The sequence below is a fragment of the Spirosoma harenae genome, assembly GCF_054776975.1.
Genome location: NZ_BAAHBD010000007.1, coordinates 264,619 through 281,303, shown reverse-complemented (window position 1 = coordinate 281,303; position 16,685 = coordinate 264,619). Strand labels below are relative to the sequence as shown.

13 protein-coding genes are annotated in these 16,685 nt (G+C 47.9%); 9 read left to right on the top strand and 4 right to left on the bottom strand.

Annotation, left to right across the window (positions count from 1 at the left end; genetic code table 11):
- Positions 1 to 86: 86 nt before the first annotated feature.
- From ACYVE4_RS07130 to denD, 4 genes are all read left to right on the top strand, one after another.
- Positions 87 to 731, top strand: coding sequence for an MgtC/SapB family protein (locus ACYVE4_RS07130; RefSeq protein WP_460996494.1), 645 nt, complete (start codon positions 87 to 89; stop codon positions 729 to 731).
- Between the two features lie 14 nt (positions 732 to 745).
- The gene (locus ACYVE4_RS07125; RefSeq protein ID WP_460996492.1) at positions 746 to 1,318 is read left to right on the top strand and encodes a hypothetical protein; all 573 of its coding nucleotides are present in this window, start codon (positions 746 to 748) and stop codon (positions 1,316 to 1,318) included.
- Entirely contained in the window at positions 1,318 to 2,001 is a 684-nt protein-coding gene (locus tag ACYVE4_RS07120; RefSeq protein WP_460996490.1) for a DUF2490 domain-containing protein, read from the top strand. Before ACYVE4_RS07125 ends, ACYVE4_RS07120 begins: the two co-directional genes overlap by 1 nt.
- Before the next feature lie 112 nt (positions 2,002 to 2,113).
- Positions 2,114 to 3,061, top strand: a complete 948-nt coding sequence (gene denD / locus ACYVE4_RS07115) for a D-erythronate dehydrogenase (protein ID WP_460996488.1) — start codon at positions 2,114 to 2,116, stop codon at positions 3,059 to 3,061.
- Positions 3,062 to 3,139: 78 nt separating this feature from the next.
- Here denD and ACYVE4_RS07110 read toward each other — a convergent pair whose 3' ends face one another.
- From ACYVE4_RS07110 to nirB, 4 genes are all read right to left on the bottom strand, one after another.
- Positions 3,140 to 3,703 (bottom strand): Crp/Fnr family transcriptional regulator, encoded by a 564-nt coding sequence (locus ACYVE4_RS07110; protein WP_460996486.1) that lies wholly within the window; start codon positions 3,701 to 3,703, stop codon positions 3,140 to 3,142.
- A gap of 197 nt (positions 3,704 to 3,900) precedes the next feature.
- Positions 3,901 to 4,041 (bottom strand): hypothetical protein, encoded by a 141-nt coding sequence (locus ACYVE4_RS07105; RefSeq protein ID WP_460996484.1) that lies wholly within the window; start codon positions 4,039 to 4,041, stop codon positions 3,901 to 3,903.
- Between the two features lie 262 nt (positions 4,042 to 4,303).
- Positions 4,304 to 4,657, bottom strand: coding sequence for a nitrite reductase small subunit NirD (gene nirD, locus ACYVE4_RS07100; RefSeq protein WP_460996482.1), 354 nt, complete (start codon positions 4,655 to 4,657; stop codon positions 4,304 to 4,306).
- A gap of 14 nt (positions 4,658 to 4,671) precedes the next feature.
- On the bottom strand, positions 4,672 to 7,194 hold the full coding sequence (nirB, locus tag ACYVE4_RS07095; RefSeq protein ID WP_460996480.1) for a nitrite reductase large subunit NirB: 2,523 nt from the start codon (positions 7,192 to 7,194) through the stop codon (positions 4,672 to 4,674).
- 279 nt (positions 7,195 to 7,473) lie between these two features.
- Between nirB and cobA the strand changes: the two genes are divergently transcribed.
- The 5 genes from cobA to ACYVE4_RS07070 all read left to right on the top strand — a co-directional run bounded on the left by cobA (position 7,474) and on the right by ACYVE4_RS07070 (position 16,635).
- Positions 7,474 to 8,235: a uroporphyrinogen-III C-methyltransferase gene (gene cobA / locus ACYVE4_RS07090; RefSeq protein ID WP_460996478.1), complete on the top strand. Its 762-nt coding sequence runs from the start codon at positions 7,474 to 7,476 to the stop codon at positions 8,233 to 8,235.
- Between the two features lie 386 nt (positions 8,236 to 8,621).
- Entirely contained in the window at positions 8,622 to 10,145 is a 1,524-nt protein-coding gene (locus ACYVE4_RS07085) for an alginate export family protein (RefSeq protein ID WP_460996793.1), read from the top strand.
- 64 nt (positions 10,146 to 10,209) lie between these two features.
- Positions 10,210 to 11,511 (top strand): NarK family nitrate/nitrite MFS transporter, encoded by a 1,302-nt coding sequence (locus tag ACYVE4_RS07080; protein ID WP_460996470.1) that lies wholly within the window; start codon positions 10,210 to 10,212, stop codon positions 11,509 to 11,511.
- A gap of 96 nt (positions 11,512 to 11,607) precedes the next feature.
- Complete coding sequence (locus ACYVE4_RS07075) at positions 11,608 to 15,138, top strand: molybdopterin-dependent oxidoreductase (RefSeq protein WP_460996468.1); 3,531 nt, start codon at positions 11,608 to 11,610, stop codon at positions 15,136 to 15,138.
- Between the two features lie 36 nt (positions 15,139 to 15,174).
- The gene (locus tag ACYVE4_RS07070) at positions 15,175 to 16,635 is read left to right on the top strand and encodes a rubredoxin (protein ID WP_460996467.1); all 1,461 of its coding nucleotides are present in this window, start codon (positions 15,175 to 15,177) and stop codon (positions 16,633 to 16,635) included.
- Positions 16,636 to 16,685 lie beyond the last annotated feature (50 nt).

Here is a 16,685-nt window from a genome sequence, read left to right as displayed (position 1 = left end):
TTCAACCCTGAAATAAGCCTTCAACCGATCAGGATTCTGGTAGCCTGGACGGTGATCAATCACATCATCCTTAAACGACAGTTACGATGAGAACGATGGATTTTATTATCGAAACGCAGGATGTAATCAGTATGCTCATGGCTATCCTATGTGGGGGTATCATTGGTTTTGAGCGGGAGTATAAAAGCAAATCAGCCGGGTTTAGAACCATTATTCTGATTACGCTTGGCTCCACCATTTTCACGATTGTTTCCCGACACGGAGCGGGTGCCGATGATCGCATCTCAGCCAATATTATTACCGGCATTGGTTTTATTGGGGCAGGGGTCATTTTCAAAGATCAGCTTTCGGTGTATGGGCTAACGACCGCAGCCGTCATCTGGACATCAGCGGCCATCGGTATGACAACCGGTATTGGATACCATGCCCTGGCCTTTGTATTTACGCTGATCACGCTATTTATCTTGCTGATGGTCAGCCGGGTCGAGCGGCTAATCGATAGGCTTCAACGACAAAAATTGTTGAGTGTTACGTTCCGAAACGCGGAATTCGCTCAGGTCCGCTTATTGGAAGAGCAATTACGAGCCCGGCAATTGGCTATTACCCAAATGCAGTTAAGTAAGGATCAGGATACGCTCACGGTTGTCTGGCAGGTTTCAGGTAAAAAGGACTTTTTACAGCAGTTAAACGAATTGTTGGTGAACTCTCCGGCCATACTGAGCTTTAACTAGCCCCCAGAATCGACATGAACGCACTCTTCTTAACTCTGGCCTTTGTTGGCCTGATTTTACCTTGCCGGGGCCAGCAAAAATATGAACGGGAATACAGAATTAAATCAAGTGCTGTTCCCAAAAAAGCGGCCCAGTTCATCAACGATGTATTCAGCAAAACGACCGTTCATTGGTATGGCGAAGAAAGCCTGACCGGCACAACCATCGAAGCCAAACTGAAGAAGGGAGGGAACCGATACAGTATTGAATTCGACCCATCTGGCAAAATTCAGGACGTTGAAATACAACGTAGTTTCAATCAAATTCCAGCGCAAACCCGGAAGGTTCTGAACGATCGGTTAAGCCAGCAATTCGACAAGTTTACCGTCGTTAAAACGCAACTTCAGTGGACGGCTAGCCAGGCCGATTTAAAAACGGCCATCTTAACCAATAATCCTCCCGCTTCGGTCCAAATCCGGTATGAACTGATTCTGAAAGCCCAAAAGGACGGTGCTGCTAACTATTATGAAGTTCTCTGTGAACAGAGTGGAGCAATCGTCAGCACTCACCAGTTGGTACAACGCAATGTGAATAATATGATTTACTGATGGGGAAAGCTTTTGTCGTTGCTTCGGTATGGATTTGCAGTATTATACCTGCCTTTTCTCAGGAGAAGTACGTAGCAGGCACGCTCCCACAGGTAAATATTAACTTTTCATTACCGAAAAAATTTAAGCTAAATACCAAACTTGAATCCCGTCAGATTTTCAGGGAGCGAACGCTGAACGAGAGCGTCAAAAACCAATTACGATACGAGCGAACCGATCTGGCCCTGGTGCTTACCAAAAAAATGTCGCTCAATTCCACGCTGGGCGGTGGGTATTTGATCCGGCTTGAAGATAATCAACTCGTCCATCGGTTGATTCAGCAAGTTAACCTGGTCAATGACCTAAACTTAATTACCGTTGCCCACCGGTTTGTCCTCGACGAAACATTCCGGCAAACGGAGCCCGTAGAAATTAGAGGCCGATACCGACTTAGTCTGGAAAAACCCTTAAATGGAATGCAGATCGATCCCAACGAACTGTACGTAAAATTGAACAATGAGTACCTGGGCATTTGGTCGCCTGATAGAACGGATTTGGAAATTCGTGGACTATTAGCATTGGGCTATAATATGGTAAAGGATACTAAACTTGAGCTAGGTTTTGAGTATCGGGTGAATGAGTTTGACCAGCCCAGCCAGGCACACCAATATTGGGCAACCCTTAGCTGGTTTATCAATATCTGACGGGATAACTCCCATTCCATGAACTACACCAGGGCCATTTTTTTAGGAAACAGTAGTTTGAGGAGGTTGAAACTGATTTTTCCTTTACCATACTTTAGGCAGATTTACCTCTATGCAACTACTTATCACAGGTGGAGCTGGCTTTCTGGGTCAGCAATTGGCGAAAGCGCTTCTGACTAGCTCATTTGTCTTTGATGAACTCGTACTGGTCGATCTGGTGATGCCGGCCAATCCAGGAAACGACGCCAGGGTCATCTGCAAACAGGCAGATCTTTCCGAAGAAGGAGCCGCAAAAGCAATCATTACCGCCAATACAAGGGTCGTTTTTCATTTGGCCGCCGTCGTAAGTAGCCAGGCGGAAAACGAATTTGATCTGGGCTGGAAAGTGAATCTGGATATGACCCGTGCCTTATTGGAAGCCTGTCGTCATCAGGGGCCAGGCATCCGATTTGTGTTTGCGGGCGCTCTGGCCGTATATGGTGGAGATTTACCCGCTGTGGTTACCGATACAACCGCGGTTACTCCGCAGTCCTCTTACGGAACTCAAAAGGCCATAGCTGATTTGCTGGTCAATGACTACAGCCGAAAGGCCTTTATCGATGGGCGCGTATTGCGATTACCAACCATTTGCGTTCGTCCGGGTCGACCTAATCAGGCCGCTTCGTCCTTTGTCAGTAGCATTATTCGTGAACCGATCAACGGCCAACAAGCTATTTGCCCGGTATCATCCGAACTCGCCGTATGGGTATCTAGTCCGGATACAGTGATTCAAAATATACTGAAAGGAGCCGCTCTGGACGGCACAGTTTTTGGAAAATGGCGTACAGTAAACTTACCCGGTATTCGTGTTACGGTCCAGGAAATGCTCGATTCACTGGAACGTATCGCTGGAAAAGAGACCCTGGCCAAGGTACTCTTTCAACCAGATCCAGCCATTGATAAGATCGTGACCAGTTGGCCCAGTATAGTCGATAATACGAGAGCGCTTCAGCTAGGGTTCAAGGTTGATACGCATTTTGATGAGTTTATTACCCAATTCATCCGCAACAATCAACCGTAATGTTGCCTTCCCTTGACTCGTATCATAGGCGCGTCAAGGGACGGATGGAAATCATCGGCATTATCCTTGTATTCGCTTTTAGCGGATACTTTTCCGGATACGACTTAAGTGACGGGGTGTAATACCAAGCATGGAAGCCAGGTGTTGCAACGGAATTTGTTGTAAAAGATAAGGTTCCTTTTGTAAGAGTTTGGCGTAACGCTGCTCGGCCGATAACACAATCAGATCGTGCCGACTCTCATCGATGCCACAAATAGACTGTTCTAAAAGGGCAATGTAGAAATCTTTAAAATCGGGTAAATCCTTGACCAGTACTCTCAGATCCGGTTTACTGATCATAAAGACGGCTCCGCTGGTCAATGCCCGTATATTTTCAAGGGCTGGTTTTTCGCTGACAAAACTCATTACGGAAGCTAGCCAGGTGTTAGGCACAGAAACGTAACTGGTTATCTCCAGCCCATCCTTGAGTACGTAGTACTGGAATAAGCCACTATCGACCAAACCGATATAGCGGCTTGTTCTTCCCTCCATAACGACTAAATCATTTTTTTCAAAAGCTTGTCGTTTGAACGAGTTAACGATTTTCGTTAGATCATCACCTTTAAAACCGATGCGCTCAAAATAAGTCTGCAACTTCTCCATACAGGAACCGTGTGACGGATTAGAATTTGTACTACTTGGCGATTAGTGGCATCTGTCCGCGTTTCTCCAGATTTTTCAGCACTTCTTCCCGCGTGAGCAGCGCCGTTCTTAGTTTTTCTGAGACAATAAAGGTAACTGATCACCAACGTGTTTGCTATCCGGTTGAGTAGAATTGCCCTGGCTCAATAGTCTGGTAGCTAGAATCGAGTTGGGATAGCGATTTGAGGCAACTCTACGCTTCGGATCATGTAAGTCGTAGCAACAAGTACAATCAGACTAACGATCAGAACCAAAGCGGTCATCGCCAGAATCAGGGTGGTTTTAGCAGGACGTATCATGGTGAAAGAAGATGTAAGTGATTGATTTTGACTAGGTCAAAAGTAGACCACCCTTCACAATTCTACCTATCCCATTTGGGACAAAAGCTGACACATTTGAGACAAGCCTGTCCAAACAATTCACCTTCGTTAGCGGCATTTTATAGCCAGTCGCCTGATTTCCATTTTGCGGATTTAGCGACATGGGGTAGCGTATGGTTTGCAGTAGCTATCGCCAAGCCGTTACTCGTGTCAGTTACTACAAACCATACGCTGAACCATTTCACACGCCTACATACACAATTCCCTGCTCTACTTTAATCGGGAAGGTATTAATCTGATAAGCATCGTCGTTGAGGCACTTACCCGTCTGGAGAGAAAATGTTCGCTTATGGAACGGACAGGCTACTTTCGGCTCCTCGCCCTGGCTACCAATCATCCCCCGACCCAGGGCCATTTGCTGCCGATGGGGACATTCGTTATCTGTAGCGTACCATTCGCCCCGGCGTGTAAAATTAAAAATAGCAATCTGACGCCCGCCTATTAAAGCGCAGGCACCCCCATCCTGGGGAATATCCTCGACCCGACAAGCTACATGCCAGGTGATTTTATGTGTAGTAATATCAAGAGTTTCCATTGATTTGATACGTTTTAAGCCCATTCCTTCGCCCGAATCTGGTCGCGCAGGGGTTCGAACTGGACAGTTGGATCTTTTACTTCAGGCGCATTTACGAAGTGTGTGAACCGTTTGCGGAGTTCGGGGTTGTCAACTACCTCTTTCCACTCGCAGGCGTAGGTATCAATGATCAATTGCATCTCCCGTTCCAATTCGGCGCCAATGCCCAGCACATCGTCGACAACAACGGCTTTGAGATAGGTTATCCCTCCTTCCATTTTGGTTAGCCAGGTCGACGTTCGCGTAAGCGGATCAGCCGTTTTAACGTAGAACATCAGGAAACGATCGAGCAGCTTAACGCAGGTTTCCTTATCGACATCGGAGGCTAATAATTGGGCGTGCTGCGGTTTGGTACCCCCATTGCCACATACGTATACGTTCCAGCCTTTTTCAGTAGCAATTACGCCGAAATCTTTGCTCTGGGCTTCCGCGCATTCCCGCGTACAACCCGATACGCCCGATTTGAGTTTATGGGGTGATCGGAGTCCTTTGTAACGATTTTCCAGTTCGATGGCGAACGTAACCGAATCCTGAACCCCAAAACGGCACCAGGTTGTACCTACACAGCTTTTCACGGTTCGCAAAGATTTGCCATACGCATGTCCACTCTCGAAACCGGCCGCTACCAACTCTTCCCAAATGCTGGGCAAATCGCCGACGTGTGCGCCGAACATATCGATGCGCTGACCACCCGTAATTTTGGTGTAGAGACCGTATTTCTGAGCAACCTGCCCAATGACAATCAATTTCTCAGGAGATATTTCGCCCCCTGCCACCCGAGGCACCACCGAATAGGTTCCACCCCGTTGAATATTGGCTAAGAATCGATCGTTCGAATCCTGGATGGGTGCTCGGTCTTTGGTCAGGATATTTTCATTCCAGAGACTGGCCAGAATTGAAGCCGCAACGGGCTTGCAGACTTCGCATCCATCCCCCTGACCGAACGTATTCAGCACTTCGGTATAGGTTTTCAGACCGTTTATTTTAACCAGATCGAATAGCTCCTGACGGGAATAGTTGAAATGTTCGCAGATTACATTCCGAACATAAACGCCTTTCTCCTTCAGGACTCCCTGAATGATGTCTTTCACCATCGGCGTACAACCACCGCAACCCGTACAGGCTTTCGTTGCTTTCTTAAGGGCCTCGACCGTTGTATGCCCATTTTCGCCGATTTCATGGCAAAGCATGGCTTTGGTGATGGCTTCACAGGAACAGATTAACGCATCGTCGGGCAGGCTCATCACACCGGCGCTCGCTTCTTCCCCACCCCGCGAGCCTAAAATGACATCTTCAGGATCGGGAGGCAGAATGGTTTTGTTCTTGCAGGCCTGCAACAGCATGTTATACTGCTCGGCATCGCCCACCAAAATGCCCCCCAGTAAGTACTTGCCATCGGCCGATACATTGATCCGTTTGTAAACGCCTTTTGCCTTGTTTTCATAGACGATTGTTCGGCATCCGTCCGACTCGGAAGCAAATGGATTGCCAAAACTCCCTACGTCGGTACCAATGAGTTTGAGCTTGGTCGACATGTCGAAAGGCTTGAATTCTTTGATTTCGCCTGCCAGTTGAGAAGCGACTACCTCAGCCATCTCGTAGCCCGGAGCTACCAGACCATAAATCATATGGTGGGCTACAGCACATTCGCCAATAGCAAAAATGGAAGGGTCCGACGTTTTCAGCGAATTGTCGACCAGGATACCGCCATGAGGATGCGTATCCAGGCCAGATGCTTTTGCCAGTTCATCGCGCGGACGAATACCTGCCGATATCACCAGCATGTCGACGTCGATACGCGAGCCATCAGAAAACAGTAAACCCGTAATGGCATCGTCGCCAGTAATTTCCTGTGTGCTTTTAGACAGATGGATGTTCAGTCCGAGCGCTTCAAGTTGACGCTGGAGAATACCCGAACCTGCATCATCAATTTGCCGAGGCATCAGACGCGGGGCAAACTCAACGACATGCGCTTCGTCCATGCCTAGATCAAGTAATGCTTTGGCCGCTTCCAGACCTAAAAGCCCCCCTCCTAACACGGCTCCTTTACGCGCTTTGCGTGCATACGATTGAATGAGTTCAAGGTCTTCAATCGTACGATACACAAAGACGCCATCTTTCTCAACCCCAGCTACGGGTGGTACAAATGCTCCCGATCCTGTCGCCAGTATCAGATAGTCATAAGGCACTATAACACCATGATGAGATCGTACTTCTTTTCGGCCCCGATCAATGTCGACGACTGGATCGGTCAGGTAAAGCGAAATAGCATTTTCGGCATACCAGCTCTGCGGTGCAAGAGTTAAATCATCGGCCGTTTTACCGTCAAAATAGGCGCTCAGGTGCACCCGGTCGTAGGCTACACGCGGTTCTTCCCCAAAAACCGTCAATGTAAATCGTTTGCTACTCGCTTCTTTAGCTACCAATTTTTCGCAGAATTTGTAGCCCACCATGCCATTGCCAATGACGACAATACGCTTGATTGTGTTTGTGTTCATAGTTGAATCTAACTATAATATTGTGAAAAACCCGTTTAACTATTGTACTATTTTCATAAAATAGCCTTATTCCCCCAAACAAGGCTAGGTCAAAATTAAAAGGCTATATTGGTAATTCCTATATTTATATTCCGCAATTGGATAAAATATAAAGATATTTTTCTGAAAAAGGTTTGTTTTTAAGAATATCACCTCTACTTTTGAAGCAGAATCACAAATAGTTATAAATAACTATAAATAGTATTTTTTTACTATTTACTTCGGATAATAAACACGACAATGCAGCCAAAGCTAACACTCGTGGGGGCGGGTCCCGGCGACGGCGAATTGATCACCTTGAAAGGGATCAGAGCGCTTCAACAGGCAGACGTTGTTCTATATGATGATCTTGCCAATCATGGTTTACTGGAGTTTGCGCCCGAGCAGGCGCTAAAAATGTATGTCGGGAAACGAGCCGGTAAATCGTCGCTCACTCAGTCGGAAATAAATAGCCTGATTGTTCGGCTAGCGCAGGAACATGGTCAGGTGGTTCGACTCAAAGGCGGAGATCCGTATGTCTTTGGGCGGGGGTTTGAAGAGTATGAATTTGCCAGGCAACATGGAATTCCGTGTGAGGTAGTTTCTGGTGTGTCGAGTAGTATAGCCGTAGCCGCTTCGCAGGGAATTCCGGTCACAAGCCGGGGAGTTAGTGAAAGTTTCTGGGTTATTACGGGCACAACACGCAATGGCGAACTCGCTGAAGATTTGCGATTAGCCGTTCAGTCGAATGCTACGGTTGTGATTCTGATGGGCCTTAGTAAAGTGGCTGAAATATGTGCCCTGTATTGTCAGGCCGGACGCGGTCATTTACCGATGGCAGTGGTACAAAACGGTACACGTACGGATGAAAAGTGCGTGATTGGTCAGGTCTGGAACATTCCGCAATTGGTGGCAGAGCAAGGCGTGGGGGCGCCCGCTGTGCTGATCATTGGGGAAGTTGTTTCGTTGCATCCGTCCTATTTGGTGGAGTGCAGGCAGAGTTGGAGTGTTGTTGAGTTCTAAAGTTGTAGAGTTAAACGTTTTATGGTTTTGAGGTAAGTTAACGAATAGGTAAACACGTCAACTTTACAACGCTGTAACGCTACAACTTTAGAACTAAAAAAGCCGATCCGGTGTGGGGGCACCTTTGGATCGGCTAAACGGGATTTGTCTATGCGAAAAACACAAACGCTTCAAAGGAAATGAAAAAAGCTACGTAAAGCAAATTAGCGTCGTCACGCTTCCGAGGGGTTAATTACCCGCTGGTCTTCACTGTCTCCTCTTCAGAGCCATTGCTTTCGGTCTGTTCTACAAGTACTTACCCTCAATGGGTAGGGCTAATCGCTAGTGCCGTTATCGTTCACTTTCTTCATTCTCTACCTATGCATTGTATCGTTAAACGGGCATCAATGGCAGGTGTTATTCTGCTGATTGCTCACTCAACTATAATCGCACAAGTTTCGCTGGTCGGGCAATTACGCACACGCACTGAGTTGCGAAACGGCGTGGGTAATCTGGCGTCGAAAGATGCTCCCGCTGCTTTTTTTACATCACAACGCACCCGCCTGACGTTCGGCTACAAGTGGGATCGGGTGCAGTTTCAAACATCTGTTCAGGATATTCGCGTGTGGGGCCAGGATGCCGCTACCATTAATAATGCTGACGGAAACCGACTAATGGTTCATGAGGCATGGGCTGACATTACCCTCGCCAACAGTGCCGACACAACCATCAAATTCAGACCTATTCAGAATTTATCGCTGAAAATTGGTCGTCAGGAGATGATATATGATGATTCCCGACTGATTGGGAATCTGGACTGGTTGCAACAGGGTCGCCGGTTCGATGCTGCCATTCTGAAAGCGCAGCACAAAGGCTGGGCATTTGATCTAGGCGTTGGTTTTAATCAGAATACAGATGCCTTCGGCGTGGTGGGCGATTATTACACGCCTGCTAACGCGCCAACATCGGCCCTGTCGACGCAAAACATAACACTGGCTATTCCGGCTGGTTTTCTGCCAACTACCGGTAAAGGAGGGGCACCGATATTATTGACTCCACTGAGTACGAACGGCCAGAATCAGCAATTCAAATCGTTTCAGATGGCGTACCTGACCCGCGTGTTTAGCAGTCCGGTATTTGGCAAGACGAAATTCTCAACTCTGGTCTTTAAAGACGATTTTCAGAAGTATCGAATCGATAGCCTCGGCAGTGCAGCACAGGGTTACGTATATGGGAGACGTTATGACGTTGCGGGTGTGAATTCGCGGGTAACGTACGGAGCTATGCTCACGGGTCAGGTAGGCAAAGCATCCTCTCATTTAGGTACTGTTCAGTGGCAGGCGTTTGCGTATGGCCAAAGCGGTAAAGATCGCGATGGATTGACACTTAAACATGCGTATCACTACGGTGCCAACGTCATGATTCAGAAAGGCTTGCTGAGTTTCGGGCCTGGGTACGAAGTCTTATCGGGCAATAACACAACGACTATTCAGGCTGGCGAAACCAGCCGATTCGATCCGCTCTACGGCACTCCGCACAAATTTCGGGGCTCAATGGATTACTTCTACGCGGGAACGGGTTCGCCAGCGGGTGGGCTACAGGATGCCTTTCTGAAATTCAAATACACCACCAATCGGCTGACGACTGGGCTGGACATACACTACTTAGCACTGGCTTCGGCTACGTATAATAAAATGGCTGATGTACCGGCAGGAACGCTATTATCGGCTAAGCTCGGTATAGAATACGACTTTCTGGCCAACTACGCGCTTAACAAGTACACCAACGTTGAGTTCGGCTATTCGATCATGAGTGGCACCAACAGTCTGGAGTATGTTAAGCAAGGCACGATGGATCAGAAAAGCAAGATTGGCACCTGGGCTTATCTGATGATCAACATCCGACCAGATTTCTTCGCCATCAAAAAGTAACGAATGACGCTGATTTACAATTAATTGAAACTCTTCAATCACGCCTTTCAATTTGTTTTCAACTATGAACACTTACTCGAATAAACCACTCAAAACTCTGAATATCTTCAGCATTAAAGGCATTCAAATGCGTACGTTCCATATTACGTGGCTAACTTTTTTTGTCTGCTTTTTCGGCTGGTTTGGTTTGGCTCCGCTGATGCCTGCCGTGCGTGCCGATTTAGGGTTGACAAAACCTCAGGTTGGGAATATCATCATTGCGGCCGTTTCGGCAACGATATTTGCCCGGCTTATCGTTGGCAAACTGTGCGATACGTGGGGACCTCGAAAAACCTATACGACCTTGCTTGTGCTGGGTTCATTGCCCGTTATGCTCGTCGGTTTGGCACATGACTACACAACGTTTCTATTGTTCCGTCTGGCGATTGGCACCATCGGCGCGTCGTTCGTGATTACGCAGTTTCACACGTCTATGATGTTTGCCCCGAAAATCAAAGGAACGGCTAATGCTGTTGCTGGCGGCTGGGGGAATCTGGGTGGTGGTATTACCCAACTGGCGATGCCGCTCATCATGGCTGCTATTGTCGGATTTGGCTATACAAAGCCCGAAGCGTGGCGGTTGGCAATGATTGTACCGGGCGTGATGATGCTGATTATGGCATTTTTGTATTACCGCTTCACAACCGACACACCCAATGGCAACTATGAAAACCTCGACCGGACAATAGCTACAACAGAAAAAGTAAGCTTCTGGAAAGCCTGCGCTGACATCCGCGTATGGGCTTTAGCATTAGCCTATGCCTGCTGCTTCGGGATGGAAATTACCTTCGATGGCGTTGCCGCCCTGTATTTCTTCGACAACTTCAAGATGGCCGAAACCGAAGCCGGTTTCTGGGCGATGCTCTTTGGCTTCATGAACATTTTTGCCCGCGCTCTGGGCGGTATTGTTGCCGACAAAGTAGGGAATAAATACGGCATGCGGGGCAAAGGGGTTCTACTGGCAGGTATGCTTCTGCTGGAAGGAGCTGGCATCATGCTGTTCGCCCTGTCGGGTAACCTGCCGATGGCAATTATCACGATGATCACCTTTGCCCTGTTTTTGAAAATGTCGAATGGTGCTACGTATGCAATCGTGCCCTTTGTGAATCCGAAAGCCGTGGGTACCATTTCAGGAGTTGTGGGCGCTGGCGGAAATCTCGGCGGCATGCTGATGGGATTCCTGTTCAAATCGCAGTCCATTTCCTACAATCAGGCTTTTCTATACATTGGTTGCCTGGTCGCCATCTTCGGACTAAGCCTATTTCTGGTCAATTTCGGAAAAACCATCGTAGTCGAGCCCGCAGAAACCGAATTACAAGCAGCGTAAACGAATAATTTAACCTCTAAATCCCCTGAAGGGGACTTTGTCTAAATGCGAGCTAAGTCCCCTTCAGGGGATTTAGGGGTTTATAAGCTTATAATCATGTCTCATCAAACTACCTGTTGCTACTGTGGTGTTGGCTGTGGAATCGTAGTCAAACAGGAGCAGAATGGGCGATTGAGCCTGGAAGGCGATACACAACACCCATCGAATAAGGGGATGTTATGCTCAAAAGGGATGAATCTGCATTACACAGTTATGGATCAGTCGGATCGGCTGCTATATCCCCAGATGCGGTTCAATCGAGACATGCCCATGCAACGGGTGAGTTGGGATTCGGCGCTGGAGCGGACAGCGGCTGTGTTTAAGACGTTCATCCAGAAATACGGTCCCGATTCCGTCGCCTTTTATGTATCGGGGCAGTGCCTGACAGAAGAATATTATCTGATCAATAAGCTGATTAAAGGGTTTATTGGCTCCAATAATATCGATACGAATTCACGGTTGTGCATGAGTTCGGCGGTAGTTGGCTACAAGCTGTCACTGGGCGAAGATTCGGTGCCGGTTTGTTACGATGACATCGAAGAAGCCGATCTCTTTTTCGTCGAAGGGGCGAATCCGGCCTGGTGCCACCCGATTTTATGGCGTCGGATTGAAGCGCACAAAGCGGCTAATCCGAATGTTAAACTTATTTGTGTCGATCCGCGCCGAACCGATACAGCCCGCTCATCGGACCTACATTTGCCCCTCCGCCCTGGCACCGATATCGTGCTCAACAACGCTATTGGCCGGTTACTGATCGAAAATGGGTTTATTGATAATGAGTTCATTACCAATCACGCTGACGGATTCCTGGCCTATCGGGAACAGGTAATGCAGCGTTCGATTGAAGAAGCGGCCGACATTTGTGGAATTTCTGTCGAAAGTATTCAAACAGCTGCCAAATGGATTGGCCGTTCGAAAGGATTTCTGTCGCTTTGGACAATGGGGCTGAACCAATCGGTAATTGGAGTAAACAAAAATCTCTCGCTCATTAATCTACACTTGATTACAGGGCGCATTGGCAAGCCCGGAAACGGTCCTTTTTCACTTACCGGCCAGCCCAACGCAATGGGTGGTCGCGAAACCGGCGGATTAGCTAATATATTACCTGCTCACCGCGAGGTAACGAACGCTGCTCATCGCGCGGAGGTTGAAGCGTTCTGGAATAGTCCCGTCAAGATTGCGGCTAAGCCGGGCCTGACCGCTACCGAAATGTTCGAAGCCCTGGCTGATGACAAATTGAAAGCCATCTGGATTATCAATACGAATCCGTTGGTGAGTATGCCCGACCTCAATGCGGCCGAAAAAGCCTTGAGGAATGCCCGTTTCGTTGTGGTGCAGGACGTATCGAACCGGGCCGACACCGTGCAGTTTGCCGATGTAGTACTGCCTGCGGCTGCCTGGCTTGAAAAAGAAGGGACCATGACGAACGCTGAGCGTCGAATCGCTTACCTGCCTAAAGTACTCGATGCGCCCGGTGAAGCTTTACCGGACTCGGAAATCATCTGGCGATTTGCGCAAAAAATGGGCTTTGGCGATGCTTTCACTTACACGAATACCGCTACCGTTTATGACGAATACGCCCGACTCACGGCTGGAACAAACGTTGATAGTACGGGCGTAAATTACGACTTGCTAAAGAAACAGCGAACCATTCAGTGGCCATATTCAGCCGGCCACAAAGAGCAGGGGATTAGAGGAACGAAGCGATTATTTACAGATCATCAGTTTTATACACCGAATGGTCGGGCTCAAATCCATGCCGTACCCGACGAAAACACGTCGGAGCCAACGGATGAGAACTTTCCGCTCGTCTTAACGACGGGCCGTATCCGCGACCAGTGGCATACGATGACCAAGACGGGACGAGTGGCTAAATTGAATCAACATATTCCACAGCCATTCCTGCAAATCCATCCCGATGATGCTAAAGAACGCGGCATTCAGGATGGCCAATTGGTCGAAGTGCGCGGCCGACGCGGTGAGGTTCGGGTGAAAGCACAGCTCACTGACGATGTACGACCTGGCCTGTGTTTCTTGCCGATGCACTGGGGCAAAATGCTCAATAGTAACCTCAATCGAGCTAATAACCTGACCAATTCGCTCTTTGATCCGCGCTCGAAAGAACCTGATTTTAAGTTTTCGGCGGTTGAAGTCATACCGTATCGAAAGCCGATCGAGAAAATCATTATCATCGGCGCCGGTTCAGCCAGTCTGGGTTTTATTAACCAGTACAGAACTCTCAAGCCAAACGCAACTCCGGTCGAGGACGAAGTACACGTCTTTTCCAAAGAGATTTATACGTTTTATAATCGAGTTTTGTTGCCCGATTATATTAGCGGAGAGCAGACATGGGAGCAACTCGTCAAGCTACGGGAAGATCAATTTGCCGATGCCAACGTTATTGTTCACAAAGGGGTTGGCATTGTCCATATCGACCGAAAAGCAAAAGTCGTAACTGATAGCAATGGTGTTGAACATCAATATGATAAACTGCTGCTAGCCACTGGTAGCCGGGCGTTTATGCCCAAAGGTGTACCTCGTTTACCCGGCATTTTCAATATGCGTTCGCGGCTCGATGCCGATTCACTCTTACCTTTTCTACACAACGATTCTCCGCAGGCCGTAGTGATTGGTGGCGGTTTACTTGGTCTGGAATTGGCGGCTTCCCTGCGCCAGCTTGGTGTTCGAGTAGCATTGATTCACCGATCAGGGCGTTTTATGGAGCGCCAGCTTGACTCACTTGCCAGTGAACTCCTCTATCTTGAATTACTGGATCGGGGTATTGATGTGTATTTCAACGAAGAAGTTCAAACCTTTGCCGGAACGGATCGACTGGAAGGGGTTACGTTAAAATCGGGTCGTAAGTTAGCGTGTCAGGTTGTCGTAATGGCTATTGGAACCGAGCCGAATAGTGAACTGGCTCGTGCCGCCGGACTTGCCTGCAATCGGGGAGTGATTGTTAATGATTATCTACAAACTTCAGATCCAGACATTTTTGCCGCCGGTGAAGTTGCCCAATGGAACGGTCAGACATGGGGCATTACGCTAGCCGCCGAACAGCAGGCCGAAACGGCCGCCCGCTTTCTGGCAGGAGATATTTCGCAACCCTATCGCGGGAGTTTATCGATGAATATTCTCAAAATGGAAGGCTTGCATTTATGCAGTATTGGTATCAGTGAAGTACCCGCCGGACAAGGAGCCAATTTTGAAGAAATCGTCTTTATCGACAAATCGAAACGGTATTACAAAAAATGCATTGTTCACAACGATAAACTAGTTGGAGCGATTCTGGTCGGCGATAAAAATGAGTTTGCGGAATTCCGCGATCTGATTGTTACTGGTGTCGAACTATCGGATAAGCGATTGCAGCTATTAAGGGCCAGCAAAAAAGTGGACCCGGTAGAGGGCAAACTGGTGTGCTCCTGCAACACCGTTGGTCAGGGAAATCTGGAGCGGGTCATTCAGGCGGGATGCACCAATTTTCAACAGCTCTGTCAGCAAACTGGTGCCGGTACAGGCTGTGGCTCATGCAGGCCCGAAGTGCGGAATATTTTGGAGAAAATGAACGAAGCAATGCTGGTGAGTTAGGGCAATAGCACCCGAATTTTATAACCCGTAAAACCCATGCGCGATTATTATACCCTGAAAGTCAATATGCCCGCTGGCATTGTTTCGCCGGGTAGATTGCAAACCATATTGTCGCTGGCCTATGACGCTAAAGTTCGGCAGGTTCGCTTTGGCGCGCGTCAGCAGTTGTTGATGACAGTTCATTATGAAGACGTGCGCTTTCTGGAAAAGGATTTGAAACGACACCAGATTTCGTATGAATTGAATTCAGAGCAGTACCCCAACATTATCAGTTCGTATTGTGGTGAAGATGTGTTTCGAACAGGGGCCTGGCTGCACGAAAGTGAATACCATACCGTTCTGGATCAGTTTGATTATCAGCCCCGACTGAAAGTCAATCTATCCGATTCTAACCAGAGTTTTACGCCATTCTTTACCGGAAATCTTAATTTCATTGCTTCTCCTGAACCGCATTTCTGGTATTTGTATGTCCGACCGAAACAAAGTAATGCCCTGTTTCGGTGGCCGGAATTAATTTATACCAATGACCTGGGCCGACTGGCCAAAGCCGTTGAAGAGGGCATGCTTGAGGGCTATCAGAACGAAGATGCACTGTATAAAGCCGTTACGCGAGCGCAATCGTTTATCACTCAACCGGCGACAAAAGAGGTTGATTTGACGGATTTTTCGCTGCCTTATTACGAAGGATTTAACCGATATGGAGAGCGCTCCTGGCTGGGATTATATCGTCGCGATGAGCAGTTTTCAATTGCTTTTCTACTCGATGTATGTTCGCTCTGCCTGAAAACACGCATTGGCGAATTATGTATTACTCCCTGGAAATCACTTATTATCAAGGGGATCGCCGAAAAAGACCGAATAACCTGGTCGCATGTTTTGGGTAAACACAACATCAATGTACGGCATGCCGCCAACGAATTAGCCTGGCAAACGGAAGACCATACCGATGAAGGCACCTCACTGAAAAATTATGTGCTACGATACTTTGAAAAGAACGATACGCGCACATTTGGCTTATGCTTCGGTATTCAAACGCGCCCAAAATCAGAAGTATTTGGCTCCGTGCTGGTGCGCAAACGTCCACTGGTTCAACTTGGGCAACTGGCGTTGCTTAGTCTATATGACATCTATTTTACTGAAAATTTCAACCCGAATAGTCGAACGTACCATCTGTTTGAAAGGGGTTTATTTAAACTTCACGTACCCAATCAATTGAATCGGTTGTGTCGAAAATTCAATGCCCGCCGATTGCTGGAAAACGGTGAAACGATTCGACACGACGTAGAAAAAGCTGATCCAGCTCTGAGTACAGGGGTTTATGTGCATCAGTGCCCGCATTGTCGTACCATTTACGACAGTAAATACGGCGATCTACGGCGTAACATACCCGCCGGTACTCTTTTTGACAATCTGCCCAATGACTACACTTGCTCAACCTGCGACACTCCGAAAGTTGAAATGCGTGAACTGGCAGTAGAGTTTATAAACCTGCATTAACTCCTTTTAAATTAGGCGTGCGCTTTGTCCTTAACAAACCAAACAGCCTA